This window comes from Pseudovibrio exalbescens (assembly GCF_028737195.1).
GTDB classification, from domain to species: Bacteria; Pseudomonadota; Alphaproteobacteria; order Rhizobiales; family Stappiaceae; genus Pseudovibrio; species Pseudovibrio zosterae.
This window is the reverse complement of sequence record NZ_JAQZAJ010000001.1, coordinates 953925-975868: the sequence shown is the minus strand read 5'-3', so window position 1 is coordinate 975868 and position 21944 is coordinate 953925. Positions and strand designations below refer to the sequence as shown.

Sequence of the window (21944 nt, the reverse complement as noted above, 5' to 3'; positions counted from 1 at the left end):
GGTTTCGCAGTCCCCAAGCGTTTATGGGCAATAATAACACTAGGCTTAATTGTCCTAAACTTATCCTAGTTGACCCTGCTTCAAGTTGCGCTGTTAATTATGCTTATCAAGAGGTTAACAACCAAGCGGTTCAGGTGGGTTGAAGGCTGTGGAAGCCGTTCTAAGTCTTTGGGTGGATACGCCGGTGTGCAGATAACACCTTTAGGCCATCGAGGGACCTGAACCCAAGTGATTAAAAGGAAGCGTCGAGGGGCTTGTCAGTCTAACTCCTTGAATACGCCACTGAAATGTCGGTATGGCGTTGGGAGGTCCGAGAGCGGTTCTTGTTCACTTTCTTGGAAGTGGGACGTCAAACAGAGCGGAGGCTTGCTCCTCAGAGACTTAAAAGGGATGCGGGCTGAAGCGCATGAACAGGTTCGGGACAGGGGGATAACAAGGGCTCAAGAGTGCCTGCGCTGCAACCTGCGAACCAGAACAACAGTTTTGAATTGATGAATTACGTGCAGGCTTTGGGAAGGTGGACAACATGAACGATACTTTGGACATCGAGGCAAAGGTACGGGCGATCGCAGAGGCGCGAGCCGCCAAACCAGTTCTCGATATTGTGGAGTCCTATCTGCGTCGTTTGGGTGCCTCCCACATTCTCATCACCGGTCTTCCCATGCCCAACCGGACCATCGACAGTTTGGTCCACCGCTTCCGTTGGCCGGACGAGCGCAACGGAGGCATTGAGCGCACGGCGCTGGCTGCCAACGATCCGGCACTTATGCTCGGTCTGTCCGGGAGTCGTCCCGCCATTCGCTCGGTCGCCAGTTCTGAGATGGCTAACTCGGAACTCTTTGGCGCCATTGGCGAAGGGGCGCGTGTTATGGTGGTTCCGGTCGATGCCTTACGTCCCTTCCAGGCCATGGTCATGGGGGCAGGGCGCAACTTGTCCACGGAGGCCTATGACCTTGCGTCTCTCGAGATCGTATCTTCTGCAGCCTTCCGACGGCTGTTTGAGTTGGGGGTCATTTCAGACCAGCGGCCGGGTGATTTGTCCACGCGGGAGCGTCGGGTTCTGGAGTTGACTGCGCTCGGCAAGACCGCCCACGAGATTGCCGATCTTTTGCAGATTTCTCAGCGCACCGTGCACGCCCATCTTCAAAACGCCAGTGCCAAACTCAATGCCTCCAACAAGACTCACACCGTGGTTGAAGCGCTGCGCTACGGCCAAATTCAGATTTGAGGCTCGGGGACAGTTTTTTGTCTCATAGGTCAGGTGATTTATTGAGCGCTGACTTATCCTCCTTTCTGGAGTGAATAAGTCGATCGGGAGTGCATGTGTTTGGCTGCGCTAAACCGTTCCTCTGTCGCCAAAGCATGCCTTGTTTGCGGCATTGGCTGCGGACATGATCCCGGCATTGTAGTGGGCGTTCTTGCCGAAAACACACGCACGCGTCCGGGAGGGCGGTAGCCTTTTTGGCACTGGCGGGCCAGCAGGCTGGCTGGCAGTCAAGCAGCAGTGGTGCTGGATTGAAAGTGCAGAGGCACCCGTAGTGTGAGGCGTCGAAAATTCCGCCTTTTTGCAAAAGACAACCGCGCGTTGAGGCTGCAGGAAAAAATCGCTCTTGGGCGGATACTCTACAGGCAGAAAATAGGCAGAAAATAGGCAGAAAAAAAGCCCGTCGCTCTCAAGCTGCGACCGGGCTTTCATTCATGGGGCGGGAAAGGTCCGCGAGGCGGGGCAGGTGCCCTTAAGCGATCTGCTTCAGTCCTGGTACCTTCGCAATGATCTGATCAACGCGCTCGTCGCCAATGCGCTCTTTTGCAAGCTTTACGGTCTCCCGAGCCACTGTGTGGATCTGCGACATGCTCAGGCCTGCGCCTGTAAGCTCATTCAGCGCAGCCAACATCCCCACGGAAGAAGACATGCGATTGGCCAGCCCGCCCAACAGGCCGGAGTTCTCTTTGGTCTCTTCTGCATTCAGGAAGGACTGTGCGGCCGGAAATGCTTCCAAAAGCGCATTCATATCTTCCTGACCCGCATTTTTGGACACGAAGTTCAGGATGACACCCACAGCGGTTTTGGCTTGTTCTTCGTCCAGTTCCGTCTTCTGGACAATCCGATCAATAAGTACGTGCATATCTCTCTCCCTATCCGCCCCCTGACCAAACCGATCGTGTGGATCGGAAAGAAGCGAGTGCGGGATTTCCCGTTCAGGATGACTACCTTAAGATTAAGTTTCTCTGCGCTAATTAGCAAGGCATCATAATTGGTAGTCAATCCGCCCAAAGGTAGTAAGCGCCTGATTTTCAAAAGCTAATGTTTCAAATTGCGGTTCAAGCTCTGCATAAGCGTTGTTTCATTCACAAAATCAGAGAATTTGACGGTGAGTTGTGTTAGGCCAGAAACGCTTATCTGACCGTTTTTCGCCGATGGTCCCCGCATCGGTGTCGGATCAGATGTCTTCAAGTGCGATGAAATTCAAAAAGGATGGCCAAAATGAGCGCTGTGAATCAGGTCCTGAACCGCATTGATCAGGATATCGACGCCAGCGTGGAGCGGCTTTTTGATCTGCTGCGGATCAAGAGCATTTCCACTGACCCTGAGTACAAGCAGGACTGTCGTTCTGCAGCACAGTGGCTGGCGGATGAACTGACCGCCATTGGTATTCCTTCTCAAGTGCGCGACACAACGGGTCACCCAATGGTGGTGGGTCACCGCGTGGCCGATGATAAACCCGGTCCGCACGTTTTGTTCTACGGCCATTACGACGTGCAACCCGTTGATCCAATTGAGCTTTGGGACAACGATCCGTTCGAGCCACGGATAGTGACGCGTGATGATGGCTCCAAGATCATTGTTGCCCGCGGTGCAAACGACGACAAGGGCCAGTTGATGACCTTCGTGGAAGCAGCGCGCGCCTGGATTGCTGAGACTGGTGATCTGCCGATTTCGGTCACCGTGATGCTGGAAGGGGAAGAGGAAAGTGGCTCTCCCTCTTTGAAACCGTTTCTAGATGCCAACAAGGACGAGCTCTCTGTTGATCTGGCGCTGGTCTGCGACACCAACATGTGGGACCGCGAGACCCCTGCGATCACGGTGATGCTGCGCGGCCTCGTAGGAGAAGAAATCACGCTGCGTGGTCCAGACAAGGATCTGCACTCCGGAATGTATGGTGGTGCGGCGCGTAACCCGCTTCACGTCCTGTCCGACATGGTTGCCGGTCTTCGCGATGAAACCGGACGCATCACGCTGCCAAACTTCTATGACGGCGTAATCGAAATGCCGGAAGACGTCATGACAACGTGGGGCAACCTTGGTTTCTCCGAACAGGAGTTTCTGGGCGGCGTCGGGCTGAAAAATCCGGGCGGAGAGCAAGATCGCACCGTTCTAGAGCAGATCTGGACCCGACCGACCTGCGAAGTCAACGGCTTGTGGGGTGGCTACAATGGCCAAGGCTTCAAGACAGTCATCCCATCCGAGGCCTACGCCAAGATTTCCTTCCGTCTCGTGGGCGATCAAGACCCCCTGAAGATCCGGGAGGCGTTCCGTTCCTACCTCAAGTCCAAGACCCCGGAAGACTTTGAACTGGAGCTGCACCCGCACGGCGGCGACCCTGCCTTGCGCATGGCGTTTGATGCACCTGCACTGGACAAGGGCCGTCAGGCGCTGACAGAGGAGTGGGACAAGCCAGCAGCGCTGATTTGCTCGGGCGGCTCCATTCCAATTGTGGGGCTGTTCAAGAACGTTCTTGAAATGGATTCTCTTCTGATCGGCTTCGGTCTTGACGACGATCAGATCCATTCACCCAACGAGAAGTATGAGTTCAACAGCTTCCACAAGGGTATTCGCAGCTGGGCGCGCGTTCTGGATGCGCTTTCCAAGGACTGAGCAAAGATGATTTGCAGGTTGGAGACCGGGTGCGAATACCCGGCTCCAATCAAGTGAAATGGGAGCGACTATGAAATCGATTTGTGTGTTCTGCGGCTCAAGCCCGGGAAAGCGTGAGGAATACAAGGTGGCAGCGACCCAGCTTGGGCGTAGAATCGCCGAGCGCGGACAGACGCTGGTTTACGGCGGTGCCAAGGTAGGCCTCATGGGCATGGTTGCCGATGGAGCCTTGGAAGCAGGCGGCAAGGTTGTGGGCGTTTTGCCAGAAGCGCTATCAGCGAAAGAACTGGCGCATCCGGGCCTGAGTGAATTGCACATTGTAGGGTCCATGCATGACCGCAAGGCCATGATGTCAGACCTGTCCGATGGCTTTGTGTGCCTGCCTGGCGGTGCTGGCACAATGGAAGAGATGTTTGAGGTCTGGACTTGGGCTCAACTTGGCTACCATAAAAAGCCATGCGGCCTTCTGAATGTGAATGGCTTTTATGGGCGCTTGCTCGCCTTTCTTGATTTGATGGTCGAGGAAGAGTTCTTGAAGCCCGACATGCGCGAAATGGTGCTCGTAAAGGACACGGCAGCGGCGATGCTGGACGCCTTTGATGCCTATCAGCCACCTCGCGTGCCCAAGTGGATTACTCGCGCAGAAACCTGATGCCAGTCTGGTTTAGCAGTTAAAAAAGTGATTTTGGTCAGTGGTCGAGGTAACTCTTGTCGAGGCGACTGACCAATAGAAGCGCAGCCACAATGGCTGCCATTGCGCCCCATTCGAGCAGAGAGGGCCAGCGCGCAGCCGCAAGGCTGCCCAAGATCAATGCGGTAACGCATTCAAGGCCGCCAGCACTCGCACTCATCACTCGTCCAGCGATCGGCGCACCATAGGCCATAAGCATCTGCGGAATAATGCCTGTAAGCAGCATAAGGCCCAAAAGCGCGCCCCAACCGTTGAGCCCCTCCGGCATCACTTGAGTAGCAGATGACAAAAGCAACAGAGGCAGCACCACCAGCATAGTGCCCGTGAACAGGCAGGCTGCGACCTGAAGTGGCGCTAGGTAGTCCGCGCCTTGGTTCATCTTGTGGAGCACGAGGGCGTAGGACGCGGGTCCAAGAAAACCGTAGGCAAGTCCTTGCAAACTGAGCGGCTGCGTTGCGGAAGTTCCAGACCAAACGAGGCCAATTCCCAAGAGCACAAGGGCAGCACTCATGGCGCCGGACTTTCCGATGTGCTTCTTGTCGAAGAGCTTGCGGGCAACCAGCGAGAACAGCGGATAGGAGAAGAACAGCAGTACCGCCAGCGTAACGGGCAATAGCGACAGGGCTTTGAAGAAGGACCACGCGCCAAGCCCCATAAGTGCCCCGGTCAGCAGGAATTGCTTGCCGCCTGTTCCCGTTTTCAGTGCACGAGGCAGCAGCCATCCAAGAAGCAACGCGGGAAACCCGTAGCGTGCCACAACGGCGATTTCCGGCGTCAGGTTTCCTGCGTATCCGGCAAGCGCAAAATAGGGAATGCTGCCATAACCCACCGCGCTCGCAAGCACTGCAAGCACGCCAGTTTCCGATCTTTGAGCATGGGGAAGCGAGGGCTCCGGTATCATGACGACAGTGCTACCAGAAGCAACAAATGCCGTTCAACCGAAGCCCTGATCTTTCCGGTGGATACACCTGAAGCATGCCCTAAAACCGTCACAGGTGTGTGGCGTGCACATCAGGTGTGGCCGGTTCGCAAGCGTTCAAAGGCGAAGTTAACCCAGCGCGATCAAGCCATCTAGTGAGGTGAGTACAGCTGCCGGGGACAGATCCTGATACTCATCAGGAACGTTAAATCGGTTGATCCAGACGGTTCGCATGCCAAACTTTGAGGCACCTGCAATATCCCAGCGGTTTGACGACTGGAAGGAGCAAGCCTGCGGGTAAAGCCGGAAATGCGTGGTCACCATGTCGTAGACATCAGGGTCTGGCTTGAACTTGCGCAGCGTATCGACAGAGAACACCTCGTCGAAAACGTAGGTCATGCCAGCTGCATTCACAGCCGCCTCGAGCATCGCAGGGGAGCCGTTGGAAAGGATCGCAAGGCGCGCCCCTTGTTCCTTCAGGGATTTCAAAACCTCCGGCACTTCCGGGTAGGTGTCCATGTGCCAGTACGCATCCAGCAGATCTTTCTTTACGCTCGGATCGCATCCCGGAACGATTTGATAAGCCGTATCCAGCGCTTCCTTGGTGAGCTCCCAGAAATCCGCGTACTGGCCCATCAAGGAGCGGGTCCATGAGTATTCCAGCTGCTTTTCACGCCACACGGCGGACAGGCGAGAGCTGTCAGGTCCAACGGCCGCAGCATATTTGCGAACCGCCGCATGCACATCGAAAAGCGTGCCGTATGCATCAAAGATATAGGCTGAATGGCTCATGATAAACTCTCGGGGTTCGCTGCATTTTCTCTCTAGGAAACCGCGATCTCGCTTATTCGTCAAGTCGGTCAAGCTATTCAATTTACTAGGTCTTTTGTTAGTGTGATGTATCTTCCGCAAGGGATAAGCATAAAAATGTGTGCGCCACACATCCTGAAGCTAGTTTGAGCTTTGAAGGTGAACATGCGCAAACGGTGCGCTCGGTCAAAACCATATCAGAAACAAGCCCTTACGAACGTGCTGCCAGCAAAACCATGCCAAACAGGAAACCGAGCCCGATGCGCACCGGCTGTTCGCACCGGTGTATCGGGATTGTTGAAATTTCTGTTGCTTTTCCGCGTGGAGGACGCATGAACCGGAAACACAGCATGTTTCCTTTAAAACAAAGGAGAAAGGAAACGACCTGTCGAGAATCGTCCCGGTTGCAACATGTGATGCTGCATTTGCGAGATAGCACGCTTAAATATTTCCTTTTTCGCCAGCTATCGTGAGAACATATCATGAAACTATCTGGGCGGGCGGATATCTTATGCGTGTTTTGTTGTTTAGGCTAGAAACAGTTGACCTCAATCAATTTTCTAGTTTCGATCCCTCCTAAACAAAAACAGGTGGGACGAGCGCTCTGGCAACGTGCGCTGAAAAAATGGAGAGATAAAAATGGCCGAATGGTCGAAGACATGGACTTGGGTTGATGGCGAATGGTTGGAGGGTAATCCGCCGCTGATGGGGCCGCGTACCCACGCAGCATGGCTTGCATCCAGCGTGTTTGACGGCGCCCGCGGGTTTGATGGTGTGATGCCGGATCTCGACCTGCACGCGCAGCGTGTCAACAACTCTGCCGGTGCCCTTGGTTTGTCTGCGACCAAGCGGTGGGAAGAGATCGTTGAACTCTCAATCGAAGGCATGAAGAAGTTCGAGCGCCACGAGGCGGTCTACGTAAAGCCAATGTACTGGGCCGAAGCCGATGGCCCAACCGTTATTGATGGAGCGGCGGACTCAACGCGCTTCTGCCTGTGCTTGTTCGAAGCGCCCATGCCGCCGAAAGACAAGTCAATCAGCCTGACCCTGTCGCCGTTCCGTCGTCCTACCATGGAGACCATGCCGGTGAATGCCAAGGCCGGTTGTCTTTACCCAAACAACGCTCGCGCCTCTGTTGAAGCCAAGAACCGGGGCTTTGACAATGCCATCATGCTGGACACTCTTGGCAATGTGGCGGAGCTGACGTCGGCAAACGTGTTCCTCGTCAAGGACGGCGATGTCCATACCCCATTCTGGAACGGCACGTTCCTTAATGGCATCACACGCCAGCGCACCATCCAGCTTCTGAGAGAAGCTGGCTACGAGGTTCACGAGCGTACGTTGAGCTTCAAGGATTTCCAGGAGGCTGATGAGATCTTCTCGACTGGCAACTATTCCAAGGTTGTTCCAGTAAATCGCCTTGATGACAAGGAGTTCAAGGCGACGCCAATTGCTGAGCGCGCTCGGGAACTGTACTTCGAGTATGCTGCAAAATCACCGCACACTTACTAGGCGCGAGTGAGCCCTTTTGAGACACGACGACAAAGGCCGGTTTTCTGGCCTTTTCTATGCGTGCTCACGGCGCTCAGATGGCGCTGGCAGTGCCTCTGTATTAAATGGCTTGATCGTCAGAAGAGCCGCAATGATCAAGGTGGCCGCTGCGACCAACGAGGCTTCAGTAAAGCTTCCGGTCCATTCGAAAAGGTAGCCTGAAAAGGTGGGGCCAATCACCTGGCCAAGGCCAAACGCAGCAGTCATCAAGCCAATGATGGAGCGCGGGCTGTCCGGGGCCAGTCTGCGCGCCTCCACCAGTCCGATTGCAGTGATGCCGACAAAGGTTCCGCCAAGCAGAATCGCCGCTAAAGACAAGCCAATCAGGTTTGGCATCAGGACACTGAGCGCGACCCCAACCGCCTCAAGAAGGCACGCCACGGCGATGGCACGGCCATAGCCAATCCGAAGGGCGACACTGTTCCAGAGAAATACGGAGGGCATGATGGCAAGTCCCACCAGCAACCAGCCACGTGTTGCGAAGTTCTCAAGGCCCGGTGTGGTGGCAGCCAGTGCGCCAAGGAATGTCGCTGTGATCACGTAACCAAAGCCGAAAAAGCCGTAGGCGATGATAAGACGATAGGCGACGCGGGGCAAAGCGGGCTCACGGCTGGCAGCTGCGCCATTTGTCCGCACCACCGGGGCTTCTCGGGCAGGAAACAGCCAGAGCACACCGCCAATCAGGACGAAGCTGATGATGCCGCTGATGAGCCACAAGGTGAGCGAGCTTTGTACCCAGCCATCTGCCAGTTCAATGAACAGCGAGGAAAGAGAGATCCCCAAGCCAACACCTGCAAAAATAACGGGTGTTAGGTTCACGCGGCCCAATTGATGCAGGCGAGGGATGATGAGAGTAGACGCCAGAACGAACACGTAGGCGCTGATCAGGCCTGAAAGAAAGCGAACGAGGCTGTAATAGGAAGTCGAGCCATCAACCGCCATGATGAGCGTGGTAAACGCCGTCAAAAACAAGCCAACGGTAAAGACACGGTAAGCGCCGCCCGGCAAGGGAGAGCGTGAGGCAAGAATGGCGCCCAAGAGGTAGCCGATGAAGTTGGAGGAAGCGATAAGCCCTGCGCTGACCTCGGTGATACGGCCTTCCAGCAGCATCCATGGCAGAATAGGGGTGTAAACAAACCGGCCGATTCCCATGACAGTTGCAAGGGCAAGGCATCCCCCTAGGGCGAGCTGAAAGGGCGTGCGGTTGTGAAACATATAATCCTCAAAGGTACTTAGCGCGTGGTTCTGGGGTCGGCGTCTCCCAAAAGCCCCAAATCGAATGCCTTAACTCTAATCAGTTTGATTGATATCCAGTTTGAAACCGCTTGTCCCCGCTACGTTAGGTGGAACCCGTAGAAAAAAATAACAAAAATATTTGCAAATTATACGTAGAAACCGTTGCTGTTGCCCTGAAAGGACACTATGTTTCCCTCCGAGTTGCCAGTTCGGCTCCCCCGGAATGAGCAGCAGGAATTTTCAACCAACGCTCAATTGGAGGCAAACGCATGTCTTTCGCACTTGAAGATCTGCCATATGCATACGACGCTCTTGGCCCATACATGTCTGCTGAAACTCTCGAGTATCACCACGACAAGCACCACCTGGCTTATGTAACCAACGGCAACAAGCTGCTCGAAGGTTCTGGCCTGGAAGGCAAGTCTCTGGAAGAGATCGTCAAGGAAAGCTACGGCACCAATGCAGGCCTCTTCAACAATGCTGGTCAGCACTACAACCACCTTCACTTCTGGAAGTGGATGAAGCCAAACGGCGGCGGCGCTCTGCCAGGCGCGCTGGCAAAGAAGATCGACGAAGACCTCGGTGGCTTCGACAAGTTCCGCGCCGACTTCATCAACGCTGGTGTAACCCAGTTCGGTTCCGGTTGGGCATGGCTCGCAGTGAAAGACGGCAAGCTGGTTGTCATGAAAACACCAAACGGCGAAAACCCACTGGTTCACGGTGCAACGCCAATTCTCGGTTGTGATGTTTGGGAGCACTCCTACTACATCGACTACCGCAATGCGCGTCCGAAGTACCTCGAAGCTTTCGTAGACAACCTGGTAAACTGGGAATACGTCGAAGAGCTCTTCAACAAGGCTGTTTAAGCCCTGATCAGAGCCATGAAGGTTTGAAGAAGAGCGGTCCGTTGGGCCGCTCTTTTTGCGTTTGGGCTCAGCTGAACAATTGTTTCTGAACGCCGAGCGTGCATCTGGACGTGATCACTTGTTCCAACAGGCCGTTCATCATGTAGAGGTAGGCCTCACATTCAGACTGCGTTGTGAAACAGGCTGTTGTGGTCACGTTGTAAGGACGGTTGTCGCTCAAGACCCGGCCCCCCACGTTGGCCTGGAACAGCTGGGAAGGCGGCGTGCTCCTGCTGGCGATGCTGCAATCGTACTGCGTGCTTTCCACAACGGGAATGGTGCGCCCGGTCGTGGGGACAAGACGCGCTTCAAGATAGTTGGTGCTTGGCGGGCTGGCGCACCCGCCAAGCACCAGAACGACAGCGGAAGCTGCGATACTGATTTTCTTTATCATTTTTGTCCTCGCAGCTAGGGTAGGGGGCCACGCTGCTGTCGTCTGTTGGGAGTGGTTAGTTAAACAGGCCTTGGTAGTAGCCGCGCTGGCAGGCCGCGCTGTTGACCAGTTGCAGGTAACCTCGCATGAAGTTCAGATAGGCATCACATTTCTGCGCTGTCTGAAAACAGGCCACACTGGAAATGAAGCGGCTTGGATGGTCGGTGAACCGCCCCGTTACAAACGCTTGGTAGACGTTTTCCGGGCCATCTTGCTGTACACGAATGCGGCAGTCGAACTCGGTGCCATAAACGCGCGGGCGAGATTGCATGTCATTCGGCAATAGGAAGTTGAAGGGATACTCGGCTGGTTTGAAGAAATAAGCCACATGGGGGCTTGCCGGGTTGCGATAAAGGTCAGAAGCCTGAACGCTTGGTGCAAAACAAAATGCTGCAAGCGCAGCAAGTAGGATGGGGGACTTTGTCATTTTTATCTCCCTTAGCGGGCTCTTCTTTGTGGTTTAACATCTTACAAAATAATTATAATTCTCTTACCTGTATAGGTTTACAGATTATCTGTTGTATTGTTTGAAACGTATGTATGGCGTTTTGGTATAATTGTGTTTTCGTGAAATTTCCTTGCCTGAATACTTAGATTCGCTGTTAAAAGTTCACCGTAATCAGCCGGAGTGTAACTTGAGCGCAGCCGGTGCCTTAGCGGGCGAATGCTGCCGATATCACGTGTTTTTCATGATGCTAGTCAGACGCCTCGCAGTTTTACATAACGCTACGTCACGCATCTGAGGGTGGTGAGGTGGGAAAAGGCAAGTTTGGCCAGCTGTCATGAAAAAAGGGCCGCTTGCGCGACCCTTTTTGTTGGCATCTCTGCTTTGGACGAGGCTTAGGCGATTTTGCCCGTTGTCTTGAGCGCAAAGGAATAGACCAGCGCCACTTCCTTCAAGCGATCAAAACGCCCGGATGCTCCACCATGGCCCGCATCCATGTTGGTGCGCAGCATGAGCAGGTTGTCATCCGTCTTCTTCTCACGCAGCGTGGCAACCCATTTGGCAGGTTCCCAATAGGTGACTCGGGGGTCGGTGAGCCCGCCAAGAGCAAAGATCGCCGGATAGGCCTTGGCTTCCACGTTGTCGATTGGCGAGTAAGAAGCGATGTAGTTGTACGCCGTCTCATCGGTGATCGGGTTGCCCCACTCCGGCCATTCTGGCGGGGTCAGGGGCAGGGTGTCGTCCAGCATGGTGGCCAGAACATCAACAAAGGGTACCTCGGCAATGATGCCCTTGAAGTTCTGTGGTGCCATGTTGGCAACCGCCCCCATGAGCATCCCGCCAGCAGAACCGCCCTGAGCCACGATCCGATCGTGCGCGGTAAAGTTCTCCTGAACCAGATGGCTGCTTGCAGCGATGAAGTCCGTGAAGGTGTTCTTCTTGAACTCACGGCGTCCAGCCTTGTACCAGCCAAAACCCTTGTCCTTGCCCCCACGAATGTGAGCGATGGCATAAACAAATCCGCGATCCACCAGGGACAGCGCATTGGTGTTGAAGCTCGCAGGAATGGAAATGCCATAGGAGCCGTAGCCATAAAGCAGGCACGGGGCACTCCCATCGAGAGGCGTATCGGCGCGGTAAAGCACGGTTACTGGCACTTTGACGCCATCCGGGGCAACGGCTTGCAGACGACGGGTCACATAGTCAGAAGGGGTGTGGCCGGACGGTACTTCCTGCTCCTTGCGCATGACCCGCTCCCGAGAGGCAACGTCATAGTCAAACACGCGGGATGGGGTGGTCATGGACGAGTAGGTGAAGCGGATCAGTGTGGTGTCGAACTCATAGCCTGCGGAAAAGCCAAGGCTGTAGGCTTCCTCGTCAAAGGAAATGCTGTGTTCCTCGCCATCTTCGAGCCGGTGGACCATGATACGCGGCAGGCCTTCAAAACGTTCCAGACGGATCATGTGCTCCTTCAGAACGTTGAAGGAGAGGATGAGGCGACCGGCCTCATGGGCAACAAGGTCAGTCCATGTGGATTGGCCCGGATTGGCCAGCTGCGTCTCCAGATCTGTTGTGACGATCTTGAAGTCTTCTGCATCCCCTGCATTGGTAAGAATGATCAGCTTGTCGCCGTGGTCTTCAACGCTGTACTCGATGCCCGTTTCACGGGGCGCAACCAGTTTTGGCGCCGCGCTCGGATCATCTGCGGGAATAAGCCAGACCTCGGCGGTTTCGTGATCATGAATGTCGATGGTGATAAACCGCCCAGACTGTGTGCGGCCCACGCTCATGAAGAAACCGGCATCCTTCTCCTCATAGACAAGGGTGTCCTCAGACTGGGGCGTTCCCACTTGGTGGCGGAACAGCTTGGAGGGGCGGTGGTTGGCATCCATCTCCACATAGAAGACGAACTTGCTGTCGGCGGACCACACGCCGCCACCTGCCGTGTTGGAGATAATCTCATCCAGATCAGTGCCAGAGGCCAAGTCGCGGATCTTCAGCGTGAAGTACTCAGAGCCTTTGTCATCATAGGCCCATGCCAGCTTGCTGTGATCATCACAGTGAGACGCGCCTGCAATCTTGAAGTAGGCTTGGCCTTCCGCTTCCTTGTCGCCATCAAGAAGGATCTCCTCCTGGGCTTGCTGGCCTTCTCGAGCAACGCGGTAGAAGATTGGATGCTGGCCGCCCTGCACATACTTCAGTGCATAGGCAAAAGGACCGTCAGGCGAGGGGACAGAGCTGTCATCCTGCTTGATGCGCCCCTTCATTTCCTCAAAGAGCGTTTCCTGAAGAGCCTCCGTATCCGCCATCATATGCTGTGTGTAGGCGTTTTCCGCTTCAAGGTAGCTGCGGATCTCAGCATCCAGAACAGAAGGATCGTGCATGACCTCCTGCCAGTTCTCAGCACGAAGCCAATGATAGGACTCGGTTTTGGTAATGCCGTGGTGGGTAGAGACAAATTCTTTTTTCTCAGGACGCGGTGTGTTCATTTGGAAGGGGTGTCCTTAAGCACAAAATTGGTTCTGTATCGGAGCTTCAAGGCCTTGAGATAGGTGGCCCGAGTCGATTTGCCAGCACACTAGCGCCTAAAACTGGACATGTCGCCATGCCCGTTTCTCATCCGCGACAAGTCACAGGAGTTGTGGTTTATTGGTGGCCCAATTCTAGGTTTTGGCGATAAATTGGTGTGGCAATCTGTCGGGTCCGTCCATGTGCTGGCGTCGGTCCGTTTCAGAGCAAGTGATGCCGAAGGCATAGCGACGGCGCAACAGGGGCTCGCGTTTCATGTAGATTTTCCGCGATTCAAGGGGCGCTGCATCCGGCTGAAGGTGAAGCGTCGATCAACATTGGACGAAAATGCGCTTCACTCCGTAGAAAATTGGCAGAAAGTGCTCGAAACCTGTCGATATTTCCTTTTCTTGCGTGCCGAGGCAGAATTTGTGGAACTGGGGCTTGGTCCCTTTGAGTAATCAAAGGCGAGAAGTTGTCATAAAACGACAAAAATCAGCAAGATTGACCACGAGATCATTCTGGTAAGCAGTATAGCAAAATCGCTTATCGAGACTTTTCGGGCTCTGCTCTTGAAAAAATGAAGTGCATTTTTGTATTCGCAGCGGATGTAAGGTGCTCAGAATTGTCGCAGGCACAATACTCTATGTAGAAATGGGGTGCGACAAAATAGAGATGTATGTCTATCGGCGGAGAACTAAGCCAAATAAGTGTATTTGCATAGCGACATATCGAATATACCCAACGTAATCGACTTGCCGTTTTGCGATGGGCACATTATGTCATGTCTTCGGATGTTGAATTGTATGCTTTGGTATCGATTCGGCTGACCAAAATGAACCATATGACTAGCCTTTTAACGGAGTGCTAAATGCCATTTTCTGGTGTTGAGGCGACATTTTGGGCGATGCTCGCGCCCTTTGTTGCTGCAGTGCTCGCACCAATGCTGACGCAGAAGTTGAAACACAACGCTGCTTGGGTATTGGCCGCGGTTCCAGCGCTGATCTTCGTGCACTTTCTCTCGCTTGTTTCTAGTGTTGCGGCTGGGCAGACGCATACGCTTGGACTTGAGTGGGTGCCCACCTACGGCGTCACCTTCTCCATCTATCTTGATGGGCTATCAACTCTTTTCGCGCTTTTGATTTCCGGCATCGGAGCCTTTGTTGTGCTCTATGCAGGCGGATACCTGAAAGGACATCCGCAGCAAGGGCGTTTCTTTTCCTTCCTCTTCCTGTTTATGGGCTCGATGCTCGGTGTTGTACTGGCAGACAACCTGATCACCCTGTTCATCTTCTGGGAGCTGACTTCCATCACCTCGTTCCTGCTGATCGGGTTCGATAACCTGCGCACTGCATCCCGTCGTTCTGCGGTTCAGGCGCTTGTTGTCACCGGCAGCGGCGGCATGGCCTTGTTGGCCGGTTTCCTGTTGATCGGGATGGCCGGCGGCTCAATGGAGATGAGCGAAATCCTGGCCTCCGGCGACGTGCTGCGAGACAGCGGCCTGTACGGGGCCATCTTTATTCTGGTTTGTTTGGGCGCTTTCACCAAGTCGGCGCAGTTTCCCTTCCATTTCTGGCTGCCGAACGCCATGGAAGCCCCAACCCCAGTATCCGCTTACCTTCACTCAGCAACCATGGTGAAGGCTGGCGTTTATCTGTTGATGCGTTTGAACCCGGTCTTGGGTGATACCGCGCTTTGGACAACCGTTCTGCCGATTTTCGGCGGCCTGACCCTTCTGGCAGGCGTCATCATCGGCATTCGTCAGACCGACCTCAAACTCATGTTGGCTTACACCACCGTGGCTTCTCTGGGCCTTTTGGTGATGTTGACCGGTGCTTCCAATACCGTCGCCATCAAGGGGGCCGTGCTCTATCTGGTGGCGCACTCCCTGTTCAAGGGCTCGCTGTTCATGATGGCTGGCACAATTGACCATGAGGCCGGGACGCGCGACATCACAAAGCTGGGCGGGTTGCGCAATGCCATGCCAATCACGTTTGCTGCCGCGGTTCTGGCAGCGCTGTCGATGGCAGGTCTACCGCCGTTCCTCGGCTTTATCGCAAAGGAAATCCTTTACGATGGTGCCTATGGCACTGTTGGCTCAGGCTACCTGATTTCATTGGCCGCCCTTTGCGGAAACATCTTGATGTTTGCGCTCGCCGCAGCGGTTGCCCTCAAGCCATTCATGGGTGAAAAAGTGGAGACACCCAAGCATGCGCATGAAGGGCCAATTCTGTTGTGGGCCGGGCCAATTACCCTTGCCGTATCAGGTTTGTTGCTCGGTCTTTTTGCAGCTCACGCCGGTTACTTCTTCATCAACCCGATGGTATCGGCGGTTGATGGGGGGACCTATGGGAAAGAGCTCTATCTTATCCCGAAACACCTGAATATGGCTCTGTTGATGTCTGTCCTGACCATCGCTCTTGGTATCTTCGCCTATTTGCGCATCGATACCCTGCGCGAACTGGTAGGAAGAGCGCTGACTGCCATCGGTTGGGGACCCGACAGGGGCTTCGATCAGCTTATGGACGGGCTTGTCATCACTTCTGACAAGTTCATTCGCACTGTTCAGACCGGCTCCATGGTTACCTATATGCGGGCTTGCTTCATTGCCGTTGCACTGATGCTGTTCGTACCCATGATGACAACCGGCAATTGGCCGACCTTTGAAGGCTTTCAAAACCTGACGTTCTATGAATGGGCGTTTGTGATCCTCGCCGTGATTGGTCTTTACGCCGTAATCACAGCAAAGAACCGCGTGACCGGTATCGTGTCACTCGGTATCACCGGCTTCTCTGTGGCGGTCATCTACACCCTGTTTGGGGCGCCGGACTTGTCCTTGACCCAGTTCATGGTTGAGACCCTGTCCGTCGTGATCCTCGCGCTTGTGATGACCCGTCTGGACCTGAAGCCAAAGGACGTACGCTCAAAGGAAGACCGCGTCATCGACGGTGTTATTGCCGGCAGCGTGGGGCTTGGGTTTGCGATGCTGCTGATGAGCGTTGTGAGCCTGCCATTCGATGCAACACTGCCTGAGTTCTTTACTCAGTTCAGCTACAGCATCGCCCATGGCCGAAACCTTGTGAATGTTATCCTCGTTGACTTCCGTGGCTTTGATACCATCGGCGAAATCGCCGTGGTGATGGTCGCAGGTCTGGCCGTGCTGGCGCTCATTCGCGTGCGCGCCAAGAAGGCACAGCCAAAACCTGAGGTGGAAGTGATGAAGGAGGTGGCAGAATGAACACGGTAATCTTCCGTACTATTGCCCCTTATCTGTCAGCACTGATGATGGTGTTCTCCATCTTTGTTCTGCTGCGTGGGCACAATGAGCCAGGCGGCGGTTTCATCGGTGGTCTGATTGCGGTTTCCGCGTTCGCCATCTACGGCATCGCCTGCGGGGTGGCGGCTGTCCGCCGCTCCATGGTGGTTCACCCAATGTCTCTGGCCGGGATTGGTCTGTTCATTGCTGTCTTGTCCGTGCTGCCCAGCTATCTCTTTGGTCAGCCCCCAATGACAAGCCAGTGGTTGATCTTCGACTTTCTTGGCTCCGAGCTGAAACTGAGTACTCCGCTGGTGTTCGACATCGGTGTTTACCTGGTTGTTGTTGGCGCGATCACGTCAATTGCGCTCTCATTGGAAGAAAGGGATGTGGACTGATGGAATTCGTCATTGCCAGTCTCGTTGGCCTTCTGATGAGTGCGTCGATTTACCTGATGCTCTCCAAGAAACTGGTGCGTGTCCTCATGGGCATCGCCATTCTGGGTAACTCCGTGAACCTGTTGATCTTTACGGGCGGGCGCATAACCCGCAGCGTGCCTCCGTTCATTCCGGAAGGAAGCTATCTTCCTCTGGAGCAGACGGCGAACCCGCTGCCACAGGCGCTCGTTCTGACAGCGATCGTGATCTCATTCTCGTTCCTCGCCTACTTTCTGGTACTGGGCTATCGCGCCTATCAGGAATTGGGGACCGATGATGTTCTTGAAATGCGTGTGGCCGAGCCGAAAGGCGACGAAAAGCCACCGCTGGGGTACTAATCATGGCAGTTTCATCTAATACAGTTGATATCGCAGCAGCCATGGTAACCCAGCCTGTTCAGGGTGCAGACTGGCTGCTTGTCACGCCACTGCTTCTGACCATGGCAGGCGGTGCTGTGGCGATCATGCTGCGCAAAAAGACAGCGATCCAGCCGTGGATTGCAATCGGCGTGATTTCGCTTGTGGTGCTTTCGAACATTGGGCTGTTGGCCCATGTGCTGGATCACGGCGTGGTCACCATGGTAATGGGGGGCTGGTTGCCACCCTTCGGTATCGCGTTTACCGCTGACGCCATGGGCGCGTTCTTCGCATTGTCTGCTTCCATCGTGGCCTTGTGTGCTGCGATCTATGCGGCCGGTTCCATTGAAGCATCAGAGCGCCGATATGGCTTCTATCCGTTCCTGATCCTCTTGCTGTGCGGTTGTACCGGCGCATTTTTGACCGGCGACATCTTCAACCTCTATGTGTGGTTTGAGGTGCTGTTGATCTCTGCCGTTGGCATGATTGTTCTGGGCAACGACAAGGCTCAGATCGACGGCGGTGTGAAATATGCGATCCTGAACTTTGTCGCCACCACCTTGTTCCTGATGGCGACGGGCCTGCTTTACGGTCTGGTTGGGACGCTGAACATGGCCGACATCATCGTGAAGGTCAGTCAGCTTGAAGGGCAGGGGCCAATCTATGGCATCGCAGCCATCTACTTCCTGGCATTTGCCATGAAGGCGGCTGCATTCCCGGTAAACTTCTGGCTGCCCGCGTCCTACCATACCCCGCGTATGGTGGTGTCGGCGGTCTTTGGCGGCTTGCTCACAAAGGTCGGTGTTTACGCCCTCCTGCGCGTGGTGCTCATGTTGATGCCTGAACCGCGCGAGTGGTTGGGTGACATCATCAGTCTTGTTGCGATTGCAACCATGATTGCAGGGGCACTGGGGGCGCTGGCGCAGACGGATATTCGCCGCATGACCGGCTACATTGTGATTTCCGGTGTAGGCAGCATGATTGCAGGTTTGGCGATTGCCAATCAAGTGGCGGTTGCCGGGGCGATCTTCTATGCGGTGCATTCGTTCTTTTGCATCACAGCCCTTTATCTGCTGGCAGGTGTCATCAACCGCATCGGGGGCTCATTCTCCCTGCGGGAGTTGGGAGGGCTTTACAACAAGAGTCCTCTGGTGGCCGCGGTCTCCTTGATCTTGCTGTTGGCTGTCGCTGGTCTGCCGCCTTTCTCAGGTTTGTGGCCAAAGGTCATGCTGGTGGAAGGTGCTCTTGAATCTGGACGCAGCCTGCTGGCAGCATCAATCCTGATTTCAGGCATTCTGCTGACCATCGCCATTGGGCGTTACTGGATCTACGCGTTCTGGCGTGGTGGCCCGGAAGGTACCGTTGATGGGACCTTGGTGCCGCAGTCTGATGGTACGGCGACGGTTGCTTCTGTCTCCTTGCCGATGACCGTAACCGTGCCAATGGCCATCCTGACAGGTCTTGTCATCTATCTGGGACTGTTTCCAGAAGGTGTCATGGCGATCTCTACGCAAGGCGCAGCGTCACTGGTTGACCCCACCGCCTACGTTCAGTCTGTATTCGGAGTGTGGCCATGAATAGCAAACTGTTCCTCATCAACCTGATCATGACCATCGCTTGGGGCGCGGTTTCCGGCTCTTTCGATGCGTTGAACCTGGTGTTCGGTTTCATCCTCTCCTCGGTTGCGCTCTACATGATCCGCGAGCAGGTGCCATTCCAGCAGTACGCAGGTCGGACCGGGCGCGTGGTGGGGCTGGCCTTCAGCTTCCTTTACGAAGTTGTAGCTTCTTCATGGCGTGTGTTGGTGATCGTGCTTTCACCGAACATGAAGTTGCGCCCTGGAATCATCGCGCTGCCTTTGACAGTGACCAAGGACCACGAGATCACGTTGCTTGCCAACATGATCACGTTGACCCCCGGCACACTGTCCATGGATGTGTCAGATGATCGCAAAACCTTGTTCATTCACTGTCTTGATGTGCCGCATCCGGAAGAAACGATCCGCGGCATCAAGGAGGGCTTTGAGCGTCAGATCATGGAGTGCTTCAGATGACTTTCGAGCAAATCGCTGCCGGTTTTCTGGCGTTCTCCGTAGACTTCTCGTTGGCATTGTTGTCGGTCACATTCCTCATAATCGTGTACCGCATCATCAAGGGGCCAGGCTTGCCAGACCGTATTGTGGGTCTCGACCTGCTCGTGGCGGTTGCCATTGGATTGATGGCAGCAATCGGCGTGCGCTCTCAGTATGTGCTCTACGTCGATATTGCCTTGGCACTTGGTCTGGTTGGCTTTCTGGCGACTGTGGCCTTTGCCCGCTTCGTTCTCAACAGAGGGCGTGTGCATGACAGGGCCATTGAAGATGAAGTCGGCGTCTACTGCGTGAAGGAGGACCAGAAATCATGATGGCACTGCACGACATCCTTGTGGGGCTGCTGCTGATGGTGGGCGCCATTTTCGCGTTTGCCGCGAGCATGGGCCTGTTGCGCCTGAAAGACGTCTACCAGCGTATGCATGCCGCCTCCAAAGCGGGCACATTGGGCTCTGGCTTGATGCTGATTGGTCTTGGTATCTATGCACTGGATCTGGGCGTCTTTGCCCGTGCATTTGCAGGGTTCTGTTTCTTCATTTTGACAGCACCTGTTGCAGCGCATCTTATTGCGCGTGCGGCTTATTCGGTGGGCTATCGTCCAACCACGGACACAGTGATTGATCCGAAGGTACCAGCCCAGCCACAGACTGATCTGCACCGATAAGGATCAAGCTTGCCGCAAGGCGAGTTCTGCTATGAATTACACGCCGTCATCTGTTGATTCAGGTTGCGGCGTGTAATGTATCTGCGGTTTTCCCCTATAGGGCTCACCATACTGCACGCCTACCTGACCTTAGCGGAGGGCGGAATATGGCAGGCTGCCATAATTACTTCCCAACAACACAACGTTTAGTGCGGTTCAACAAGTTGCCCGAACGGCTTTCCAGAAAAAAAGCTTAGGTTTAAAGAAAAGAGGCGTTTTTTTTTCTTGTGAAAGAGTATCGCCATCTCTATAAATGGCCAACAGGTTTTACGCCCATATGAATCATCTGTATTTTCTAGGTACATGAAAGTATGCATGCCTTGCATGCGTATTTGCTTAAATACAGTCGGACGGTGTAAAGAGATTAAAATCGATTTTCTGAAGATAACGGGTGAGAAATGAGCGAGATCCCAGCAGACAATAACTTGATTGAACTGACAGCAGACATCGTGTCAGCCTATGTCAGCAATAACACTGTTGCATCCGCGGATCTGCCTGTGTTGATCACCGATGTGTACGTTGCACTGCAGAAGACAAGCGGTGCGGTCACTGAGCCAGAGCCAGAGCCGCTCAAGCCAGCAGTGCCAATCAAAAAGTCTGTGACGAACGACTACATCATCTGCCTTGAAGACGGTAAGAAGTTCAAGTCTTTGAAGCGTCACCTGCGTACGCACTACGACATGACACCGGAAGAATACCGCGAAAAGTGGGGCTTGCCATCTGACTACCCAATGGTGGCACCACACTATGCAGCAGCTCGTTCTGAACTGGCCAAGAAGATGGGCCTGGGTCAGCAGCGTAAGCGCGGCAAATAATCTGTTTCCAATCTGGGAACGCGAAACCGCCGTCCTCTCAGCGAGGGCGGCGGTTTTTTATTAGATGCTGGAACAATTTGCGTCGCAGTTCCAGTTGAACGGCAACAAGCCGATTGGCATCGAATGTCCAATGCCCGTTGTTGCCCCGAAGGCGCTCCCCCTCAAGGTCCTGCATTAACTGGTGAACCTTCAGGCGCAGATTTTCCATCAAAAATACTTATCCTCTCTGCCGATTGTTTAGGGTTGAAGAATGCCACTTTGATTCTAGAAGATCTGGCTGTTTAGATGAGTGGTTCTTGCTTAATGCTAGGTCCATTTGAGTTCTGGGGAATAATTACTCATGTAATGAGTGGCGCTTCCTTATAGAGATATCGGGCGCAGATACTTATCCCCCTGCCTGCCGAACCAGCAAATCATCGAAAAATACATGAAGTATTTCATCCTTTTGCAGGCGAGGTGTAACCATGTTCAAAACGCAGTCGCGGGAGCATAACTACAACACCAAAGATTCTCAGGTTCCAATCTCTTCAATTGCGGTAGAGGAACATCATGCCATTGAGGCCATGGAGCGACTTGTCACGGCGCGGGTTGCGCTGGCTTTCGGGCTTCCGCCCGACACGATACAAAGCGCGACGCGGGGCGTAGCACGGGTCGCCTTGGCGCGCCAAGTCTCCATGTATCTACTTCATGTTGCTCTCGGTTTTACTCTGGCGAAAGCGGGAGGTGTGTTTGGAAGGGACCGTACCACCGCAGCTCATGCCTGCCGTGTGGTGGAAGATCTGCGGGACAACGTGAACTTTGATCGCCAAATCTGCGAGTTGGAACGCTTCATTCAGCGGGCGGTCGCAGGGCAGTGCGCGCTTCGAGATGTTTTGTATGCAGAGCCCGAGAATTTGAGAGCGCTAGGGTAAAG

22 protein-coding genes are annotated in these 21944 nt (G+C 54.4%); 15 read left to right on the top strand and 7 right to left on the bottom strand.

Annotation, left to right across the window (positions count from 1 at the left end):
• Positions 1-526: 526 nt before the first annotated feature.
• The gene (locus PUV47_RS04605) at positions 527-1228 is read left to right on the top strand and encodes a helix-turn-helix transcriptional regulator (RefSeq protein WP_274217293.1); all 702 of its coding nucleotides are present in this window, start codon (positions 527-529) and stop codon (positions 1226-1228) included.
• Positions 1229-1736: 508 nt separating this feature from the next.
• Here PUV47_RS04605 and PUV47_RS04600 read toward each other — a convergent pair.
• The gene (locus PUV47_RS04600) at positions 1737-2126 is read right to left on the bottom strand and encodes a DUF2780 domain-containing protein (RefSeq protein ID WP_274217291.1); all 390 of its coding nucleotides are present in this window, start codon (positions 2124-2126) and stop codon (positions 1737-1739) included.
• Positions 2127-2485: 359 nt separating this feature from the next.
• Here PUV47_RS04600 and PUV47_RS04595 point away from each other — a divergent pair, with 359 nt between their 5' ends.
• Together PUV47_RS04595 and PUV47_RS04590 are read left to right on the top strand one after the other, a co-directional pair.
• On the top strand, positions 2486-3877 hold the full coding sequence (locus PUV47_RS04595; RefSeq protein WP_274217290.1) for a dipeptidase: 1392 nt from the start codon (positions 2486-2488) through the stop codon (positions 3875-3877).
• 70 nt (positions 3878-3947) lie between these two features.
• Positions 3948-4529: a TIGR00730 family Rossman fold protein gene (locus PUV47_RS04590; RefSeq protein WP_274217289.1), complete on the top strand. Its 582-nt coding sequence runs from the start codon at positions 3948-3950 to the stop codon at positions 4527-4529.
• Positions 4530-4566: 37 nt separating this feature from the next.
• Here the strand turns inward: PUV47_RS04590 and PUV47_RS04585 are convergent, their stop codons facing one another.
• Both PUV47_RS04585 and PUV47_RS04580 read right to left on the bottom strand, forming a co-directional pair.
• On the bottom strand, positions 4567-5421 hold the full coding sequence (locus PUV47_RS04585; protein WP_274217288.1) for a DMT family transporter: 855 nt from the start codon (positions 5419-5421) through the stop codon (positions 4567-4569).
• A 195-nt stretch (positions 5422-5616) separates the two neighbouring features.
• Positions 5617-6279, bottom strand: a complete 663-nt coding sequence (locus tag PUV47_RS04580) for a haloacid dehalogenase type II (RefSeq protein WP_274217287.1) — start codon at positions 6277-6279, stop codon at positions 5617-5619.
• Positions 6280-6936: 657 nt separating this feature from the next.
• On the opposite strand from PUV47_RS04580, the gene PUV47_RS04575 reads away from it, so the two are divergent.
• A complete protein-coding gene (locus tag PUV47_RS04575; protein WP_274217286.1) occupies positions 6937-7809 on the top strand; it encodes a branched-chain amino acid aminotransferase in 873 nt (290 codons plus the stop codon).
• Between the two features lie 54 nt (positions 7810-7863).
• Here PUV47_RS04575 and PUV47_RS04570 read toward each other — a convergent pair whose 3' ends face one another.
• Positions 7864-9063: a YbfB/YjiJ family MFS transporter gene (locus PUV47_RS04570; protein ID WP_274217285.1), complete on the bottom strand. Its 1200-nt coding sequence runs from the start codon at positions 9061-9063 to the stop codon at positions 7864-7866.
• A gap of 290 nt (positions 9064-9353) precedes the next feature.
• Here PUV47_RS04570 and PUV47_RS04565 point away from each other — a divergent pair, with 290 nt between their 5' ends.
• On the top strand, positions 9354-9950 hold the full coding sequence (locus PUV47_RS04565; protein ID WP_274217284.1) for a superoxide dismutase: 597 nt from the start codon (positions 9354-9356) through the stop codon (positions 9948-9950).
• Between the two features lie 67 nt (positions 9951-10017).
• Here PUV47_RS04565 and PUV47_RS04560 read toward each other — a convergent pair whose 3' ends face one another.
• The 3 genes from PUV47_RS04560 to PUV47_RS04550 form a co-directional block, all read right to left on the bottom strand.
• Entirely contained in the window at positions 10018-10383 is a 366-nt protein-coding gene (locus PUV47_RS04560; protein WP_274217283.1) for a hypothetical protein, read from the bottom strand.
• 55 nt (positions 10384-10438) lie between these two features.
• Entirely contained in the window at positions 10439-10849 is a 411-nt protein-coding gene (locus PUV47_RS04555) for a hypothetical protein (RefSeq protein ID WP_274217282.1), read from the bottom strand.
• Positions 10850-11262: 413 nt separating this feature from the next.
• On the bottom strand, positions 11263-13356 hold the full coding sequence (locus tag PUV47_RS04550) for a S9 family peptidase (RefSeq protein WP_274217281.1): 2094 nt from the start codon (positions 13354-13356) through the stop codon (positions 11263-11265).
• Positions 13357-13464: 108 nt separating this feature from the next.
• On the opposite strand from PUV47_RS04550, the gene PUV47_RS04545 reads away from it, so the two are divergent.
• The 10 genes from PUV47_RS04545 (at position 13465) to PUV47_RS04500 (ending at position 21942) form a co-directional block, all read left to right on the top strand.
• Complete coding sequence (locus tag PUV47_RS04545) at positions 13465-13836, top strand: hypothetical protein (protein ID WP_274217280.1); 372 nt, start codon at positions 13465-13467, stop codon at positions 13834-13836.
• Between the two features lie 410 nt (positions 13837-14246).
• The gene (locus PUV47_RS04540) at positions 14247-16613 is read left to right on the top strand and encodes a putative monovalent cation/H+ antiporter subunit A (protein ID WP_274217279.1); all 2367 of its coding nucleotides are present in this window, start codon (positions 14247-14249) and stop codon (positions 16611-16613) included.
• A complete protein-coding gene (locus PUV47_RS04535) occupies positions 16610-17029 on the top strand; it encodes a Na+/H+ antiporter subunit B (RefSeq protein WP_274217278.1) in 420 nt (139 codons plus the stop codon). Before PUV47_RS04540 ends, PUV47_RS04535 begins: the two co-directional genes overlap by 4 nt.
• Entirely contained in the window at positions 17029-17406 is a 378-nt protein-coding gene (locus tag PUV47_RS04530; RefSeq protein ID WP_274217277.1) for a Na+/H+ antiporter subunit C, read from the top strand. Before PUV47_RS04535 ends, PUV47_RS04530 begins: the two co-directional genes overlap by 1 nt.
• Positions 17407-17408: 2 nt before the next feature.
• Entirely contained in the window at positions 17409-19001 is a 1593-nt protein-coding gene (locus PUV47_RS04525; RefSeq protein WP_274217276.1) for a Na+/H+ antiporter subunit D, read from the top strand.
• On the top strand, positions 18998-19477 hold the full coding sequence (locus tag PUV47_RS04520; RefSeq protein WP_274217275.1) for a Na+/H+ antiporter subunit E: 480 nt from the start codon (positions 18998-19000) through the stop codon (positions 19475-19477). Before PUV47_RS04525 ends, PUV47_RS04520 begins: the two co-directional genes overlap by 4 nt.
• Positions 19474-19827: a cation:proton antiporter gene (locus tag PUV47_RS04515; protein WP_274217274.1), complete on the top strand. Its 354-nt coding sequence runs from the start codon at positions 19474-19476 to the stop codon at positions 19825-19827. Before PUV47_RS04520 ends, PUV47_RS04515 begins: the two co-directional genes overlap by 4 nt.
• The gene (gene mnhG / locus PUV47_RS04510) at positions 19824-20177 is read left to right on the top strand and encodes a monovalent cation/H(+) antiporter subunit G (protein WP_274217272.1); all 354 of its coding nucleotides are present in this window, start codon (positions 19824-19826) and stop codon (positions 20175-20177) included. Before PUV47_RS04515 ends, mnhG begins: the two co-directional genes overlap by 4 nt.
• A gap of 437 nt (positions 20178-20614) precedes the next feature.
• Positions 20615-21031 carry a MucR family transcriptional regulator gene (locus tag PUV47_RS04505; protein ID WP_274217271.1) on the top strand — a complete coding sequence of 139 codons (417 nt, stop codon included), beginning with the start codon at positions 20615-20617 and terminating at the stop codon, positions 21029-21031.
• A 464-nt stretch (positions 21032-21495) separates the two neighbouring features.
• Entirely contained in the window at positions 21496-21942 is a 447-nt protein-coding gene (locus tag PUV47_RS04500; RefSeq protein WP_274217270.1) for a helix-turn-helix domain-containing protein, read from the top strand.
• Positions 21943-21944: the final 2 nt, after the last annotated feature.